The following is an 18,184-nucleotide window of genomic DNA, read 5'->3' on the forward strand; positions in this document are numbered from 1 at the left end:
TGATAAGGTTATAGCCGGTTTCCGTTCTAAAACAGATCTGGTGATCGGAGCTTGATTGTGTACCACTCTGTTTTTCATTTCATTATCCTCCTTAAAAGAATCTCAAGACGAGTTTTTACCCGTCTTGAGATGATTTTTTATTGCTCGTTTACTTCTTTAGTAATCTGATCTCCACCCTGTTCTTTCCATTGTTCAACAAATGTATCAAAATCACTTAATGGCGCATTGCCGAAAATGATTTTTAAGAACGTTTCATCTTCCAGTTTTTTAAGATTTGTCCAACGAGTTTGCATCGTTTTTGTTTTGGCCGTTGCTAGACTACGAACATAATTAATGTCTGCATCTACAAATGTAGAACCACCATTCAGATGAGAATATACATGAGTAAAGAATTCGTCATCTTTATTCCAGTATTGTATATCGTAATTGTCGTAAGGCTCTATTTTCGTGTTCTTAGCATGTGATACGAGTTCATACGTAAAGCCATAATTTACTTTATCCACTTCTTCCAGGCTAACTTCTCCCGCAAGAAACTTTCGAGTGGTATCTACAGCGTACTTCAGCTGATCCCCATGCCCCATGATCGTAAACAACGGAATTTCCTGTGAAGTCATTTCCTTACCTACTGCTTCTTTATAGCTAACGTCTTTCTCATTTACATGGATATTTAAAAGGTTTACAATTGCTTCTGGTTGTTCATATTCTTTACTAACGACGATATACTGGCTTCCTGTGGTTTCATTAGAATTAAGTACACCTGCTGTATCTACTGGTGCAGCATATGGACGCCAATTCGCATTCGGATCATTCTTGACGGAATCTTCAATATTATAAGGAGTCCACCAAGCTCCAAAGTAAATACCCGTTTTCCCACTTGCAATTACCTCTTGTGTACTTTTTCTTAACCCAAGTTCCTTGTCCAAAATTCCTTTCTCGTACCATTCATTTAATAAAGCTAATGTTTCCTTTGTTTCCGGAAGTGTTGAACCATAAGCTGCTTTTCCATCTTTATCCTTAACCCAAATTCCTGGATAAGCATTGTTAGCAAAGAACACCGGTGCTAAATTAAAGGAATGATCACCTGATGTTAGAAAAGTAGGATATAGTGCACCACCTTGTGCAGTTCCTACAATACCAATTGTGTCCTGTCCACCCATATTGTTATCAATAAACGCTTGCGCGATGTTTTCTACGTCCTGTAAACTTTTAGGTGGTTGAAGCCCCAATTTATCAAGCCAGTCTTTACGAATCCAGGTCATCGGTGCGGATGGAAGCGTGGTTTCTGGGAACGCATACAATTTTCCATCAACCGTTACATTCTCTAATAAGCCAGGATTTGATTTATAAATATCCTTTAGTCTTTCTGAACCATATTCCTCATAAACGTCTGATAAGTCAGCCAATTGATCCGCTTTAATCATTTGCTTTAACTGCGACTCGTTGACTAACATAGCATCTGGAAGATCGTTGCTTGCAATGGTCAAACTTACTTTTTGTTCATAATCTCCTGCCGATGCTTCCCACTCATGCTTAATATCAATGTTATAACGATCTTTTAACCAACGGGTGTAGGCATTGTTTTCGGCTGTGTCATTTCCCTCGAACTTATAGTTAGCATCAATTCCTTTACCAATAGACACTTCAACTGGTTCCGTATACTTCCCATCGGAATCAACTTTCAGTACATTATCCGCGTTGTTATTACTTTCAGTTTTACTGGTACATGCACTTAAACTAGCGGTAATTAATAAACCAGCGAGTCCAGCCTTTACTACCTTTATCATAATTTTCCCCCTCTTATGAGATTCCTTTTTCTAGTTTCAATATACCACTACAGAAGGATTTCACGAGATAGAAAGCGGTTACAAAATAGGTTCACTATTTATTAAAAATAAAAAAAACGTATGAAAAATGTCTACCCCTTTTTCGTACGTTTTCTAACCAACTTTATATACTACCCTTTTGTCTATAATCACTCGGTAAAACACCTACATGCTCTCGAAATAGTCTGCTAAAATATTTTTCGTCGGTATACCCAACCTGTTCTGCAATCCAATGAATCGTTTTAGTTGTGTTTCTTAAGTAATCTTTTGCTTGTTCCATCCGTATGTCTCTTAAATAATCTGTATATGTTTGACCAACAATTTCTTTAAAACACTGGCTGAAATAGCTACTACTCATATTAACTCTCTTGGCCATGTTTCCTGCTGTTATATGTTTATTCAACATTTGCTGCGCTAAGCTCATGGCTTGTAAGATACTATTTTGTATCTCTAAAGAATAGGTAGACTTCATTTTAATCATTTTTAATTGTTTTCTCGTTTCCCTTAACCAAGTCTCAAATTGAACCCAATTGGTTAAAAAATCTTCGATAATAATTGGCTCAGAAAGGATTGGTTGGTAGAGGCGGTTCCATTCATCTGTAATAGAAAAGAACATCCTTGTTAACCGGATCGGTGGCAGCCTGAATGATTTAAGTTCATTTTGCATATGTTCAAACAATTGATCGTTATGGATCCATTCACCGGATAGCCATTTTGCTTTGATTTGACTCATATCATATCCAGTTTCTCTTTTTACTTTGTTAAGTATATCTTCACTGTTTACAATTTTGTAAGGCTGTAATGGGTCATAATCATAAAATAAATCACCCTTTTGATAGCCCCTTAGAAGTTGCAAAATTGATTTTCGATCCAAATGTTTAAGTCCATGGAAACGTATTAATACAAAACCTGAATTTGATGAAAAAGTTTTGGTTACCCAATCCTGGAGTGACTTCCTATCTTGTTCTTCTATAGTTAGCCAATACCAGATACCCAGATCCGCTTCTAAGGCTCCAACTGATAAGTAGGCATCCAATTTCAGCTCATCACTTTGTGGGTTTAAAGCGAATAATGCCAAGATTTCTTCGACGTTTTCTAATTCATCTTGAGGAATAAGATTTCCTTTTAATAAATCTTTCTGTTCCATTAAGGAAGCAATTCTACCTAGTACATCTTCAAATTGCTCTTTATCTAACTGAGTTTTGGCAATGTAGTCAATCACTCCAAGGCGGAGTGCCTCTTGAACATATTCAAAATCTTGATGTAGAGTTAGAACGACTATTTGAATATGTGGGTATTTTTTTCTAACCTCTCTCATTAATTCAATACCCGACATGACTGGCATGGATAAATCCGTTAATAACAAATCCACCTTGTTTTTCTCAATAATCTGGAGTGCATTCTCACCATTATTGGCTTCTCCTACAACCTTCATCCCAAAATCTTCCCAGGGCATAAAGGAAATTAAGCCCTTACGAACAATTTTTTCATCGTCTACTATTAAAACTCGAATCATAGCGATCTTTCACCTCCAGAGACAGGGATTCGTAAAGTAACGATTGTCCCCTTTCCAATTTCACTTTTAATTTCTAAATTAGCTTTCTCGCCATAATTCGCTTCCAGGATTCGTTTCACATAGCTCAAGCCGATGCCCATTCCAACCTTTTGACTATTTTTTGACTCATCAAGAAGTAAGCTGTTTATTTCTTCTCTTGACATACCAGAGCCATTATCTTGAATGGTAATCTCTAAATAATCATACAACTTAACATTTACGTGTATGTAGCCGTCGTCACTAACACCATGATAAAGAGCATTTTCTACCAGGGGCTGAAGGAGGAAACGTGGAATCGATAATTCCATCGTGGTTTCATCTACTTCTATATCCACATCAAATTGAAAATCATAGCGAATTTGTTGCAACTGTAAATATTCTTTTACAGCCTCTATTTCTTTCGTAACCGTTGTGGACTCACCCATTTTCCCAAGATTATAGCTAAGTAACTTATTTAAGGAGAGGACCACCTTATCTATTTTTTCATGACCACTAAAGACAGCCAACCAATGCACGGTATCTAGTGTATTCATTAAGAAATGTGGATTTATTTGATATAGAAGTTTTTCTACTTCTAAGTCTGCTCGTCGCTTTTCTTTCTGTTCAATCTCAGCATACAAATCCCATATCTTCGTCTTCATACTTCTCACCTGATAAAGTAAATCATCAAATTCAGGTATCTTAGTTAATTCTGTTTGCTCGGTAGTAGACTGAGTTAGGGATTTAACTTCCTTGTTGAATTTTTTCAACGGGTTATAGACCATCTTCCACATTAACATAGCAAATAATAACGCAACGACTACGAAAAAGGTCAATATTAAAGCAGCTTGAAAGAGCCATTTGTCTCGTTCCTTGTTCAGCTCCTCAACTGGGGTAATGGAAACAATACTCCATCCTTGGTTACTTGTTTCTTTATTCCAAAAATAGTTTTTATAATATCCAGAGCTAGCTTCTGATTTGCTGTAATCTACAAACATACTATTCTCAGGGAAAGCTGTTTTATTTTCACTAAAGGTAATTTTCCCATCATTATCAAGTATAAGTAAACGACGGGAGTCCTCTTTCTTATTCTCAGGAGCAAATATAGTTTCCAAAGCATTGCGTCCCGTCTCTATATATAGATAAACATTTTGATTAGGTAAATTCACTTTACACATCGTACTAAATACATACTGATTAATTAACCCGTTGTAACTTTTGTGAGGTCCATAGTATGTAATTTCCGAGTACTTAGCCATTATTGGAAGTTCGTCTGGCAAAAAGTCCCCACGGAGTCTAAAACTTTCAAAATCATATTCTTGCTTCTCGGGATAGTAGTACATAATTAAACCTACATTGGGATTTGAAAAAGAAATCAAATTTATTTCACTTTTAATTTCACTTCGAAGCTGAATACGATTATAGGGCTCTCGTTCATTTTTTAATTCCTCAAAGAAATCATTTACTCTTGCACCGTATGCAAGCTGCTGAGAGACATGATTTAAGTTATTTAATGTATTTTCTAAAGTGATTAAATCTTGCTTCAAATTACTTTGAAGTGAACTTTCTACTTTATTACGCAGGATAGAATCTATTGTATAGAAGGAAAGAAACCCCAAACATATAAAGGGAATTAAACTGCTACATAGAAAAATAAAGATAATCCTATTTTTAAAAGTTACTTGATTAATCTTTATCAAAGAATCTTTCACCCCTTTAAAGCGTTTTCATTCATCGACAACATTCTACCATGATTACGTTTTTATAACTAGATTTACTAATTTAATAGGAGAAACTTACAAATAAAAGAGGCAAAAGGTGGTTTGGTTGATAAAGATGAGTCAATAGAAAGAATACCCAAAACGCTACTTTCGAATGTTAAATAAACAAAGAGGATATATGCTCATATTGAACATCATATCCCCTTATCATTGTTTATCGCTTTTGTATCTCTTGTTGTAATAACTTGTTTACTAATGGAGGATTCGCCTGACCCTTGGTGGCTTTCATGATTTGACCAACCAGGAATCCAATGGCCTTTTCCTTCCCATTTTTAAAATCATCAATGGATTGTGGATTAGCATCAAGAACTTCGGCAATGACGGTTAGTAGAGCACCTTCATCAGAAATTTGTACTAGACCTTGGTCTTTGACAATTTTCTCAGCGCTTCCGCCTTTTTCAATTAGCTCTTTAAATACCTTCTTCGCAATCTTCGAAGAAATCGTTCCGTCGCTAATGAGCTTAATCATTCCCGCAAGACCTTCTGGTGTTAGAGCTACATCAGCCAGTTCCTTTTGTTCGGAATTTAAGTAGGCTGATAATTCTCCCATAATCCAGTTAGATGCTTGTTTCGGATCCGCTCCTGCTGCAACCGTTGCTTCAAAAAAGTCAGCTGTTTCCTTAACCACCGTTAATACAGCCGCATCATACGCAGGTAAGCCCCACTCTTCGGTATAACGCTTTTGTCTTGAATCTGGAAGCTCTGGAATTTCCGCACGAATGCGAGCCTTCCAATCCTCATCAATATACAAATCCGTTAAATCTGGTTCAGGGAAGTAACGATAATCTTCCGAACCTTCTTTGACCCTCATTAATAAAGTGGTATTGGTTGTCTCGTCATAACGGCGTGTTTCCTGCTGAATCTCTCCCCCAGCACGAACGACTTCTTCCTGACGCTTCGCTTCATATTCGATTCCTTTGCGAACAAAGTTAAAGGAGTTTAAGTTCTTCAACTCCGTCTTTGTCCCAAATTCCTCTTGTCCTACTGGACGAATGGAAATGTTCGCATCACAACGTAAGGAGCCTTCCTCCATCTTACAATCAGAAACTCCAGTATATTGAATAATTGATTTTAATTTTTCTAAATAAGCATAGGCTTCATTCGCTGTACGAATATCCGGCTCTGACACAATCTCAATCAGAGGCGTTCCCTGACGATTGTAGTCACACAGAGAATATCCATTTTCATGATTCAGCTTGCCAGCATCCTCTTCTAAATGAATTCTTGTGATGCCGATTTTCTTCTTATATCCATCGACTTCGATTTCGATAAACCCGTGCTCACCAATCGGCTGGTCAAATTGGGAAATCTGGTATGCTTTCGGGTTATCTGGATAAAAGTAATTTTTCCGGTCAAACTTCGTATGTGTTGCAACGTGACAGTTTAAGGCCATACAAGCCTTCATCCCGTAGTCAACCACCTTTTTATTTAAGACCGGCAACACCCCTGGATATCCAAGGTCAATCACCGTTGTATTGGTATTAGGTTCCGCACCAAAATGGTTGGGACTTGCAGAGAAGATTTTTGATTCTGTTTTTAACTCTACATGGACTTCAAGTCCAATTACCGTTTCGAATTCCATTCTTATCCCCCTTACAGACCTGGCTTTTGCTTGTGGAAGTCTGTCGCCTGCTCAAATGCATGAGCTACACGGTAGACAGTTGCTTCGTCAAAGTGCTTACCGATAATTTGTAAACCTAATGGCAGTCCTTGATCAAAACCACATGGCACAGAAATTCCAGGTACCCCAGCAAGATTTACTGGAATGGTTAAAATATCATTTGCATACATTGTTAATGGATCGCTTGTTTTTTCACTGATTTTAAAAGCAGGTGTTGGTGTCGTTGGTCCAACGATGACATCATACTTCGCAAATACATCTTCAAAATCCTTTTTAATCAATGTACGTGCCTTTTGTGCTTTCTTGTAATACGCATCATAATACCCTGAGCTCAAAGCAAAGGTACCAAGCATAATTCTGCGTTTCACTTCATCTCCAAAGCCCTCTGCTCTAGAGTTTTTATACAGTTCCATTAAATTATTCGAATTCGGCGAACGATAGCCATATCTGACTCCATCAAAACGTGCTAGGTTAGCAGACGCTTCGGAAGAACTTAATAGGTAATAAGTTGAGAGAGCATACTTTGAGTGAGGTAAAGAAACTTCCTCCCAAGTGGCTCCTAACTTTTCAAGTGTCGCAAGAGCTTTCATGACTGATTCACGAACCTCTGGGTTCACACCTTCTCCGATATATTCCTTTGGAACCCCAATCTTTAACCCTTTCACATCACCTGTTAAGGCATTCACATATGATGGAACCTCAACATTGGCGGACGTTGAATCCATTGGATCCACACCAGCAATGGCCTGTAAAACATATGCGTTGTCTTCAACGGTTCTAGTAATTGGACCAATTTGGTCTAGCGAAGAAGCAAAAGCAATTAAGCCAAAACGAGATACTCGTCCATAGGTAGGCTTTAACCCAACCACTCCACAAAAACTAGCTGGCTGACGAATGGACCCACCTGTATCAGATCCTAATGAGAACGGAACCTCACCGGCTGCTACGGCTGCTGCTGAACCGCCTGAAGACCCACCAGGAACGGTTTCAATATTCCACGGATTTTTCGTCTTTTTAAAACTTGAGTTTTCCGTGGATGATCCCATGGCGAACTCGTCCATATTTAATTTCCCAATCGTAATCGTTTCAGCTTCCTGAAGCTTTGTCACAACAGTAGCATCATAGATAGGATCAAAATTATGTAGAATTTGGCTTGCTGCTGTTGTACGTAAATCTTTCGTTACAATATTGTCTTTAACCCCTACCGGCATACCAAACAGCAAACCTTTTGCCTCGTCCGTTCCTAGCTTTTCATCTAGTTTTTTAGCTTGGCTTCGTGCTCGCTCTTCATCTAATGTTAAAAACGCAGACACTTGGGTTTCTACTTCTGCTATTCTTTTATACGACTCATCTACAAGATCTGACACACTAATTTCTTTTTTATGTAACTGTTCATGAAGATCAGATACTTTTTGATCGAATAAGCTCATATGGTCCCTCCTTACTCAATAATCGGCGGAACTTTGATTTGTCCGTCCTGTTGATCTGGTGCATTTTTTAAGACAAGCTCTTGTGGCAAGCCTTCTTTTGAAACATCTTCTCTTAATACATTCTTAATATCTAAAACATGGGACGTCGGTTCCACATTTTCTGTATCAAGCTCGTTCAATTGCTCCGAGAATGTAATGATGGCATCCAGCTGTTTTTGAAAATTCACAGCTTCTTCTTCAGTAATCGCAAGTCTCGCTAAATGCGCCACATGCTTTACCTCATCGATGGATATTCTTGACATCCTCTCACCTCCATAAATTTTTTTGAACTTTTCACACAATAATACACTGATGATAACAAAGTTTTAGGGTTTGAGCAAAGAGAATCCAAAGAAAAAGCAGTCTACTTTTCGCGACTGCCGAGTTAATTGCCAAATAGCTTTCCAAAGAAGCCTTTTTTCTTTGGAGTTGGATCTATGGTTACTTTCTTTTCGACATAAATGCTTTCCTTATCTATTGCGTAATCATAGGCAAGAACAAGCCCCAGCTCCGAGTCATATTCTTTGTTTGTCACAAGCGTATACTCTACATCATATTGATCGGCTACTTTTTTATACTTAGACAAAAACTCGTAGCTCATGTTGCCATTCAAATAGAGATGCGCTTTTTTATTTTCTTTTAAAGCGGTCTCTACCTCTGGATAGATACCTGGTTCAATCAACTGTGGTTGTTTTAAGGCAATAACAACACGTTCTCGTAAGGTTCCTAAAAATCGGCGTCTTTCATCAGGATTGATTTCCTTTTTTCCGTGAATCCCTTGCTGCAAATAATCATCAATATCCGGTCGCATATATCATCCCTCCTCCTTAAATTTGTATGATACTCCCCTAATAATTGTTCGTATATAAAGTATAACCCAATCGTTAGGACAAAAAAACTTCCTTCCCTTTCATGAGAAAGAGAAGGACAAAATGGAGGTTTACAAATAAAGGTGTAAAACAAGTTTGAAGCCTCTTACTTTGTTGCAGTAAACTGCTCTTCTTCCGTTGAACCTTTTAAAGCTGTGGTGGAAGAAGTGCCACCAGAAATCACCATTGAGACTTGGTCAAAGTAACCTGTACCCACTTCTCGTTGGTGCCTTGTAGCCGTATAGCCATTTTCTTCGCTAGCAAATTCTGCTTGCTGAAGCTCTGAATACGCTGCCATTCCACGGTCCTTATAACCACGAGCAAGTTCAAACATACTGTGGTTAAGCGCATGGAAACCAGCTAGCGTGACAAACTGGAATTTGTAGCCCATTTTTCCAAGCTCGATTTGAAACTTTGCAATCGTGTCATCATCAAGCTTCTTCTTCCAGTTAAACGATGGAGAACAATTATAGGCTAAAAGCTTTCCAGGGAATTTCTCATGGATCGCTTCGGCAAATCGACGGGCTTCTTCAATATTTGGTTCGGATGTTTCACACCAAATCAGATCGGCGTAAGGTGCGTACGCTAATCCTCTTGCAATGGCTTGATCAAGTCCTGCCTTTGTTCGGAAAAATCCTTCCGGTGTTCGTTCCCCTGTGATAAACGGAGCATCAATTGGGTCCACATCACTAGTAATCAGGTCCGCCGCATTCGCATCCGTTCTTGCCACTAGTACAGTTGGAACACCCATCACATCCGCAGCAAGACGCGCCGCAATGAGGTTGCGTACAGCGGTTTGCGTTGGAAGTAGTACTTTTCCGCCTAAGTGACCGCATTTTTTCTCAGAAGACAGTTGATCTTCAAAGTGAACACCCGCCGCGCCTGCTTCAATCATGCCTTTCATCAGTTCAAAACAGTTTAATTGTCCACCAAAGCCAGCCTCTGCATCTGCCACAATTGGGGCAAACCAATCGATCGAGTCGTCTCCTTCTGAATGAGTAATTTGGTCCGCGCGTTGTAATGCTTGATTAATTCTCTTTACCACACTCGGTACAGAGTTTGCTGGATACAAGCTTTGATCGGGATACATATGTCCAGAAAGGTTCGCATCTGCTGCCACTTGCCACCCGCTTAAGTATATGGCCTTCAAGCCCGCCTTCACCTGTTGAACCGCTTGATTGCCCGTTAATGCGCCAAGCGCGTTTACGAAGTCTTCTTCATTCACCAGCTTCCACAACTTTTCTGCTCCCCTTCGTGCCAATGTATGCTCAATATCAATCGAACCTCTTAATCTAATCACCTCTTCGGCAGAATACGGTCTTTCAATCCCCTTCCAACGCGCATCCATTTCCCAGCTCTCCTGTAACTCTCTTACTCTTTCATTTGTCATTGTAAAAACCTCTCCCTTCGATTTTTGTCCCTTTTGTTATAATACAGTTTTCTTTACATGTTGTATTATATAACAGAGATTTGGAGATAGGAACCACTTTTTCTAAAATTTTCAGATTATTTTTTCGACAAATTTCAAAAGCGGAACTGGCTTAGCTAGGGGCGACAGATGATATTTTCTAATTGACCAGTTGAGGTTCAGCGGGGCTCTAGCAGGCAGTTAGAACTCTCCTATTGGACCATCTGACACCATTTCGGGCTCCAACGGGCAATTAGAACCTCTCTATTTGACCGCCAGCCACCCATTCAGACTCCATCGGGCAGTTAGAATCTCTCTATTTGACCGACAGCCACCCAAACAGACTCCATCGGGCAATTAGAACCTCTCTATTTGACCGCCAGCCACCCATTCATACTCCAGCGGGCAGTTAGAATCTCTCTATTTGACCGACAGCCACCCATTCAGACTCCAGCGGGCAATTAGAACCTCTCTATTTGACCGCCAGCCACCCATTCAGACTCAAACGGGCAATTAGGCTCTAGCAAGCAAGGCGAAAACAAAAAACCACTCGCAACCCCGCGAGTGGTTCATCCATTATTTACTCTCAATATCATTCTCAACCGCTTCAACAAATTCCTCTTTAATAATTTTCTTCGGTTCGTTTCCTGTTAAGCTAAATACGATAATGGCAATTGTCGCTAAAATAAATCCAGGCACAATTTCATATAATTCAAACGGGATCATGCCAGCCACAGTTAACTGCTTCCACACAACCACGGTAACAGCACCTGTGATCATCCCCGCTAATGCACCATTTCGGTTCATTCGCTTCCAATAAAGAGACAGAATGATTACCGGACCGAATGCTGCTCCAAATCCACCCCAAGCATAACTAACAAGGTCTAAGATAGACGCTCCACCATTTTCAGGATTGCCTGTATAAGCAAGTGCAATGGCAACAAGAGCAATCACGATGACTCCTGCTCTACCAACCCACACCAATTCTGCATCACTAGCATTCTTTCGGAACAGCGCTTTGTAGAAGTCTTCAGCTAACGCACTGGAAGATACTAATAGCTGTGAATCAATGGTACTCATAATTGCCGAAAGAATGGCAGCAAGCAGAATTCCTGATACCCAAGGATTAAACAAGATATCTGAGAAAAAGATAAACACTTTCTCACTATTATTTACGTCGGCTGTAATAAGTGGATTATCTGCAAAATAAGCGATTCCGACCAACCCTACAATAATCGCACCAGCAATCGAAATGGTCATCCAGCTCATCCCAATCCATCTGGCTTTTCTAACTTCCTCGGTAGATCGAATGCCCATAAAGCGGGTGATAATATGCGGTTGACCGAAGTACCCTAATCCCCAAGCAAGTAATGAGATCGTTCCTAAAGCCGTGACGGAATCAAATGCATTGAGATAGGAAGGATCAATGCTGCGGATGGCGTCCATCGATTCACCCCAACCACCTAATTTAAAAATTGCGACAATCGGAACAATCACCAATGCTAAGAACATTAATAAACCTTGGAAAAAGTCCGTCCAACTCACCGCTAAGTAGCCTCCTAAGAAAGTATACGAAATAATAACAATGGCTCCGATAAAGAGAGCTGTATTATAAGACATTCCAAACGTTTCTTGGAATAACAGTGCTCCTCCTACTAAACCTGAGGACGCGTAAAAGGTGAAAAAGATTAGTATGACTAACGCGGAGATCACTCGTAGTAAACGTGATTGATCTTTGAAGCGATTTTCAAAAAAATCGGGGACCGTAATCGAATCATTCGCCACCTCAGTGTACGATCGTAGTCTGGATGCAACAAACTTCCAGTTTAAATAGGCACCAATAATTAAACCAACACACATCCAAATGGAATCTAATCCAGTGGCATAAGCAAGTCCAGGTAACCCAAGTAGCAGCCATGAACTCATATCAGAGGCACCAGCACTTAATGCTGTGACACCGGGCCCAAGACTTCTTCCCCCTAAGACATAGTCCGATAGATTGCTAGTTAGCTTAAATGAGATCAAACCAATGATCAGCATGCCAACTAGATACACAATAAAAGTAACTAACGTAGCTGTTTCCATATTTTTTTCACATTTCCCCTCTCAACGATTTTATTGGTTCATACAATTTTTCTGTAAAATTATACACATAATTTCTTGCCGTGGCCGAACCAACATAACAAGCGTAGCATACATACTAGGTTCTATCTAACTGAATTATCTGAAAACTAAAGGATTAATTCATAAATATTCATAGGTTCTGTATGATTATAGGGCTCAACTCCCCGTTTACTGATATGTATACACTGAAATTTATAAAATTAAGTTGGAAAAGTGGGCTTTTCGGGTGGAATTCTAGTGAACTAGCTCTTACATTTTTCTTAATTTTTATGACTCCTCAAGTGGTATTTCCCTTGCCGTGATGTCATAACTCTGTTCTTATGACTTCTCGTTCTCATTTTCCTTCTCGTTTACGTCATAATCTCCTTCTTATGACTCTTCTCGAGCCTTCAACCTTCGCTCTCACGTCATAACTCTGTTCTTATGACTTCTCCCACTCTTTTTTCCTTGCCCTCGCGTCATAACCCGCTCCTATGACTTCTCACTGTCGTTCCCCCTTCACATTCACGTCATAACTACCACCACCCCTTGCTCCAGAGCACTCAACTCACCAAAAAACACCACCCCCAACTGGAGTGGTGCTACCATATTAATTAATACAATTCAGATGTTGTTTTAGCCTGCAGATGCAGCAGCAAGTAATCAGGTCCTCCCGCTTTTGAGTCCGTTCCTGACATATTGAAGCCTCCGAATGGCTGGTACCCGACAATCGCACCTGTACAGCCACGGTTAAAGTATAGATTTCCTACGTGGAAGTCTTCGCGTGCTTGTTGCATGTGTTCACGGTTGGTGGTTATAACCGCTCCTGTTAATCCATATTCCGTGTTATTTGCGATGCTAATGGCTTCTGTAAAGTCCTTAGCTTTTGTAAAACCTACAACCGGTCCAAAGATTTCTTCTTGCATTAATTGTGCATTCGGGGCTAAGTCAGCGAAAACGGTAGGCTTAATGAAAAAGCCTTTCGAGTTATCTCCCCCTCCTCCAGCGACTAAACGGCCTTCCTTTTTTCCCATATCAATATAACTCATGATTTTATTAAAAGCATTCTGGTCTATCACAGGTCCCATATACACGCTTTGCTCTTCCGGATTACCAAGAGTTAACTGATTGGTTAACTCCACCACACGCTTTAATACGGTATCGTAAACATCCTCTACGACAACTGCACGGGAGCACGCAGAACATTTTTGACCAGAGAAGCCAAATGCCGAGGTAACAATGGACTGTGCCGCTAATTCAAGGTCCGCTTCCTTATCAACGACGATCGTGTCCTTTCCACCCATCTCAGCAATCACACGCTTTAACCAAATCTGTCCTTCATTCAATTTAGAAGCACGCTCGAAAATTCGTAATCCCACATCTCTTGATCCTGTAAAGGAGATAAAACGTGTATCCTTGTGATCAACCAAGTAGTCACCAACTTCCGCTCCGCTACCCGGTACAAAGTTCAATACACCCTTTGGTAATCCTGCTTCCTCCATCACTTCCACAAACTTCGCTGCTACCACAGGAGTGGTGGAAGCTGGTTTTAGAAGAACGGTATTTCCTGCTACGATCGCGGCTACGGTTGTTCCAGCCATGATGGCTAGCGGAAAATTCCAAGGAGAGATGACAATTCCTACTCCCAATGGAATATAGTCATAACGATTAAATTCATTTGGTCGGCTATTTACCGGCACGCCGTCCTTCAGCAACAGCATTTGACGCGCGTAATATTCGAGGAAATCAATCGCTTCGGCTGTATCCGCATCCGCTTCTCTCCAAGGTTTCCCCGCTTCCTTTGTTAACAGGGCAGAGAATTCATGTTTGCGACGGCGAATAATTGCAGCGGCTTTAAAGAGTACATCTGCACGTAATTCTGGCTTTGTTTTTCTCCAAGTTTTAAATGCCTCCATAGCCGCTCGGATGGCTTTTTCTGCTAGTTCACGATTTGCCTTAGATACGCGTCCTACGACTTCTATTTTATGTGATGGATTATATGAAACAATTTTTTCTTCTGTAGAAACTCGCTCGCCACCAATGATTAAATCATAGTCCTGACCAAGATATCCTTCTACTGTTTGTAAGCCTAATAAATATCCTTCGCGTTCCTGATCATTAGAAAAGTCTGTGAATGGTTCATGTTTATACGGTTGCACCAATTCTTCCGCCTCCTTATGATAAAAACGTTCCATCCCCATTCTAGCATGCAAATGAACGCACCTTCAAATGAAGTAAAAAAAGACAAGGCATTCACCTTGTCTTTGGAATTATTGATAAATATGAACAAATGGTTCCTTGTCTCCAGCTTCTTTCACGATCAAACCTTCTTGTCCGTTCACGGATGTGATGTTCACCTCGACTGAATAATAGTCAGGGAAATGCTCCATCACCAATCCTGTTACGTACTGCGTGAAGCCCACTGCTTCTGCTTTTCCGTAGAACTGGATCGGGATATCGATTTTCAGCTCTTGAAGCTGATCTCCTACATAAAAAGCCTGACCTATAACACCATTAAAGTTTGGGAAATAGGTTTCCACGTCCTGTTTAAAATTCAAAAAGAAAGTCACATCATCACGATGGGCATTGGTTGCTTCGGTAGACGGAAACAGAAAATAATTTTCGTTCACACTCTGCCAAGCACCCAATTTTGAACTTCCTTTATCTGCTGATGCGTAAGCGATAAAATTCCCTGGAACGACAGAAGAGCGACTTTTCTGTTTAAAAAGGGCAATCGTAATAGGGACATTCGCTAAGCTCTTCATCCCACGTAGTCTCGTCAGTACTTCTGCCGCGATTCTCTTTCCTTCTTCTTCAAGTTTGGCTTGAGATATTTCGGATTCAAACGTGGCACCGTATGCTTCCTTTTGGTAATAGTGAACAGAGTTTAATGCCAGACCGATCACCACTCCTCCGAGACGAACCGTTCCGTCTTCATCTTTAAGAAGATAGTTGTGCTCAAGAAGATGCGCTAAATAAATCGGGTTCTGTTCATTGTTCGCAGCTATATCTCCGCCTTCAGGAATTTGCGGATTCAAACCAATGTTTTCATTTTCTTTTAAACCAGCATCTTGTAGCTGCGTCGCCGTCATTTTACGGTTCAACCATAAACCAACCGTTTCCCGGTCAAGATTTTGCCCTTCCTTAAAAAGGTACTTATCTGGACCAAAGGATGTTTGCGCAAGCCTCATTAACCCTGTTTCAAACTCACTGATATCGTATCTTGTGTTTAAGTTATTTACGATTAACCCTCTTGCTTGTGAGGGCTCGAAAGGGAGGATCGTCCGATAGTATTGATCAGAAATCTGATACTTCGGTATAATGGCCTTTTGCTTTGTATCTTCGTTTTCCTGTACCACCTCTTCTTGCTTCTGAAGATTAGGAGCACAGGCGGTTAAACTCAAGAGAACGGTAAGAGCAACCATTAGAATCTTCCTCATGGTATCACCTCTATTTCTTCAATTCTTCCACTAATCTCTCTTCATTCCATACTTCAATTCCTAGCTGTTCTGCTTTTGTTAATTTGGATCCTGCCTCTTCCCCAGCGATCACCAAATCTGTCTTCTTACTTACACTTCCTGCAACTTTCCCGCCAAACGCTTCGATTCGTTCCTTTGCCTCATTACGAGAAAGCTGTTCTAGCTTTCCAGTTAGGACAATCGTTTTCCCCGCAAAAAAATGATCAATGTTTTCAACAGCAACCTTTTTCGGCCCAAGATAAGTGGTATTAACTCCTGCTTCTTTTAGCTCTTCAATTAATTCTTTCACTTCTTCAAGCTCAAAGTAAGCGACCACCGATTCGGCCATTTTTTCTCCGATTTCGTTGATGGCTGTTAACTCCTCAGCCGTAGCCACCGCCAGTCGGTCAATCGTTTCGAATTCCTGCGCAAGAGTTTTTGCTGCTTTGGCTCCCACGTGACGGATGCCTAATCCGAACAACAGCTTTTCAAGGGAATTGGCTTTTGAAGCATCAATCGCTTCAATCAGATTGTTAACTGACTTTTCTCCCATTCTCTCTAATTGAATCAACTGATCAAAGGATAGTTTATAAATATCTGCCACATCTTCAATCAATTGTTCGGCAAATAACTGACTGATGACCTTTTCACCAAGACCATCAATATTCATAGCCGTTCTTGATACGAAGTGGATTAATCCTTCTCTGATTTGCGCCGGACATTTCGGATTAATACAACGTAGCGCCACTTCCTCTTCAAGCCTCACTAGTTCACTTTCACATTCAGGACAGTGTGTTGGCATACGGAACTCTTCCTCTGCCCCTGTACGTCTCTCAACAAGTACATTTACGACCTCCGGAATAATATCTCCTGCTTTTTTTACCACTACCTGATCGCCAATTTTGATATCTTTTTCCCGAATCAAATCTTCATTATGTAAAGAGGCACGTTGTACGGTTGTTCCAGCTACACGGACGGGTTCTAAAATAGCCGTTGGTGTAACGACCCCTGTACGTCCTACACTTAACTCAATTGATTTTAAAGTCGTGACCACTTCTTCAGCTGGGAATTTGTACGCGATGGCCCAACGTGGACTTTTCGCCGTTGTACCAAGCTCCTCCTGCTGTGCGAGGGAATCGACCTTAATCACAATCCCATCAATATCATACGGAAGATTTGGTCGCTGCTCCGTCCACTCATTAACATAAGAAATGACTTCCTCGATAGAAGCACATTTTCTTCTTTCCTTATTCGTTTTAAAACCTAGACTTTCTAGCAAATCTAAGCCTGCACTATGGGAAGTCACACCGGTCTCCCCTACATCTGCAATATTATATAGGAAAATATCCAAATTACGTGATGCAGCAATCTTTGGATCAAGCTGTCTTAGTGAACCGGCTGCAGCATTTCGGGGATTGGCTGCCAGCTCTTCCCCTCGTTCTGTCTTCAATGCATTCAATGCTTCAAACGATTTTCGAGGCATAAAGACCTCTCCGCGAGCTTCAATGGACACTGGTTTATTTAATCTTAGGGGAATGGATTTGATTGTACGTAAATTAGACGTAATATCCTCCCCAATGGTTCCATCTCCTCTTGTCGCTCCTTGAATAAACAAACCATTTTCGTAACGAAGCGAAACCGCTAGACCATCAATTTTCAATTCACACACATAAGAAATTTGATCTCCCACTGCTTGGCGAACACGTCGGTCAAAATCAAGCAAATCCTGCTCTCCGAAGGCATTGCCAAGACTAAGCATAGGCGATTGATGCTGTACCTTTTCAAACATATCTAATACGGCTCCACCTACACGTTGTGTAGGTGAGTCCGGACTTTTTAGTTGAGGAAACGTTTCTTCCAGATTGATTAATTCTCTTAATAATTGATCGTATTCAGCATCTGAAGCGGTTGGTTGGTCTAATACGTGATATTCGTAATTTAACTGATTTAACTGGACATGCAGCTCTTGTACTCTTTTTTCCGCAGCTTGTTGATCCATGTACTCAACCCTTCCATCAGAACTATTTTAAAATAGAAAAAGAATTTTCAATCAAACGTTTGATTGAATTGCCTTCGTGCCAGTTGTATCATGGTTTGAAGCAATTTCAATCAATCGTT

General features: G+C 40.4%; 12 protein-coding genes. All 12 read right to left on the reverse strand.

All coding sequences use genetic code 11. From position 1 onward, the window contains the following. Positions 1–137: 137 nt before the first annotated feature. The 12 genes from ACFFHF_RS17825 to ligA all read right to left on the reverse strand — a co-directional run bounded on the left by ACFFHF_RS17825 (position 138) and on the right by ligA (position 18,065). Positions 138–1,784: a type 2 periplasmic-binding domain-containing protein gene (locus ACFFHF_RS17825; RefSeq protein ID WP_377058726.1), complete on the reverse strand. Its 1,647-nt coding sequence runs from the start codon at positions 1,782–1,784 to the stop codon at positions 138–140. 163 nt (positions 1,785–1,947) lie between these two features. Then, positions 1,948–3,339, reverse strand: coding sequence for a response regulator (locus tag ACFFHF_RS17830; protein ID WP_377058727.1), 1,392 nt, complete (start codon positions 3,337–3,339; stop codon positions 1,948–1,950). Then, the gene (locus tag ACFFHF_RS17835) at positions 3,336–5,057 is read right to left on the reverse strand and encodes a sensor histidine kinase (RefSeq protein ID WP_377058728.1); all 1,722 of its coding nucleotides are present in this window, start codon (positions 5,055–5,057) and stop codon (positions 3,336–3,338) included. Before ACFFHF_RS17835 ends, ACFFHF_RS17830 begins: the two co-directional genes overlap by 4 nt. A gap of 235 nt (positions 5,058–5,292) precedes the next feature. Next, a complete protein-coding gene (gatB, locus tag ACFFHF_RS17840; protein ID WP_377058729.1) occupies positions 5,293–6,720 on the reverse strand; it encodes an Asp-tRNA(Asn)/Glu-tRNA(Gln) amidotransferase subunit GatB in 1,428 nt (475 codons plus the stop codon). Between the two features lie 11 nt (positions 6,721–6,731). Continuing rightward, on the reverse strand, positions 6,732–8,189 hold the full coding sequence (gatA, locus tag ACFFHF_RS17845; RefSeq protein ID WP_160548524.1) for an Asp-tRNA(Asn)/Glu-tRNA(Gln) amidotransferase subunit GatA: 1,458 nt from the start codon (positions 8,187–8,189) through the stop codon (positions 6,732–6,734). 11 nt (positions 8,190–8,200) lie between these two features. Continuing rightward, positions 8,201–8,491, reverse strand: a complete 291-nt coding sequence (gatC, locus tag ACFFHF_RS17850; RefSeq protein WP_160548525.1) for an Asp-tRNA(Asn)/Glu-tRNA(Gln) amidotransferase subunit GatC — start codon at positions 8,489–8,491, stop codon at positions 8,201–8,203. A gap of 122 nt (positions 8,492–8,613) precedes the next feature. After that, a complete protein-coding gene (locus ACFFHF_RS17855) occupies positions 8,614–9,039 on the reverse strand; it encodes a DUF1694 domain-containing protein (protein ID WP_160548526.1) in 426 nt (141 codons plus the stop codon). Between the two features lie 164 nt (positions 9,040–9,203). Next, the gene (gene aceA / locus ACFFHF_RS17860; RefSeq protein ID WP_377058730.1) at positions 9,204–10,487 is read right to left on the reverse strand and encodes an isocitrate lyase; all 1,284 of its coding nucleotides are present in this window, start codon (positions 10,485–10,487) and stop codon (positions 9,204–9,206) included. A 594-nt stretch (positions 10,488–11,081) separates the two neighbouring features. Further along, on the reverse strand, positions 11,082–12,590 hold the full coding sequence (gene putP / locus ACFFHF_RS17865) for a sodium/proline symporter PutP (protein WP_377058731.1): 1,509 nt from the start codon (positions 12,588–12,590) through the stop codon (positions 11,082–11,084). A gap of 632 nt (positions 12,591–13,222) precedes the next feature. Further along, positions 13,223–14,770 (reverse strand): L-glutamate gamma-semialdehyde dehydrogenase, encoded by a 1,548-nt coding sequence (gene pruA / locus ACFFHF_RS17870; RefSeq protein ID WP_377058732.1) that lies wholly within the window; start codon positions 14,768–14,770, stop codon positions 13,223–13,225. 108 nt (positions 14,771–14,878) lie between these two features. Continuing rightward, a complete protein-coding gene (locus tag ACFFHF_RS17875) occupies positions 14,879–16,048 on the reverse strand; it encodes a CamS family sex pheromone protein (RefSeq protein ID WP_160548529.1) in 1,170 nt (389 codons plus the stop codon). Positions 16,049–16,058: 10 nt separating this feature from the next. Then, positions 16,059–18,065: an NAD-dependent DNA ligase LigA gene (ligA, locus tag ACFFHF_RS17880; RefSeq protein ID WP_377058733.1), complete on the reverse strand. Its 2,007-nt coding sequence runs from the start codon at positions 18,063–18,065 to the stop codon at positions 16,059–16,061. Between the last annotated feature and the right edge of the window lie 119 nt (positions 18,066–18,184).

This window comes from Robertmurraya beringensis (genome assembly GCF_042433785.1).
Classification (GTDB): Bacteria; Bacillota; Bacilli; order Bacillales; family Cytobacillaceae; genus Robertmurraya_A; species Robertmurraya_A beringensis.

Bases quoted from the DNA above. Each gene is read 5' to 3' on its own strand.
- ACFFHF_RS17830 (WP_377058727.1), bottom strand. From the start codon at position 3,339: ATGATTCGAGTTTTAATAGTAGACGATGAAAAAATTGTTCGTAAGGGC.
- ACFFHF_RS17855 (WP_160548526.1), bottom strand. From the start codon at position 9,039: ATGCGACCGGATATTGATGATTATTTGCAGCAAGGGATTCACGGAAAA.
- putP (WP_377058731.1), bottom strand. From the start codon at position 12,590: ATGGAAACAGCTACGTTAGTTACTTTTATTGTGTATCTAGTTGGCATG.
- gatA (WP_160548524.1), bottom strand. From the start codon at position 8,189: ATGAGCTTATTCGATCAAAAAGTATCTGATCTTCATGAACAGTTACAT.
- ACFFHF_RS17825 (WP_377058726.1), bottom strand. From the start codon at position 1,784: ATGATAAAGGTAGTAAAGGCTGGACTCGCTGGTTTATTAATTACCGCT.
- ACFFHF_RS17875 (WP_160548529.1), bottom strand. From the start codon at position 16,048: ATGAGGAAGATTCTAATGGTTGCTCTTACCGTTCTCTTGAGTTTAACC.
- gatC (WP_160548525.1), bottom strand. From the start codon at position 8,491: ATGTCAAGAATATCCATCGATGAGGTAAAGCATGTGGCGCATTTAGCG.
- aceA (WP_377058730.1), bottom strand. From the start codon at position 10,487: ATGACAAATGAAAGAGTAAGAGAGTTACAGGAGAGCTGGGAAATGGAT.
- gatB (WP_377058729.1), bottom strand. From the start codon at position 6,720: ATGGAATTCGAAACGGTAATTGGACTTGAAGTCCATGTAGAGTTAAAA.
- ligA (WP_377058733.1), bottom strand. From the start codon at position 18,065: ATGGATCAACAAGCTGCGGAAAAAAGAGTACAAGAGCTGCATGTCCAG.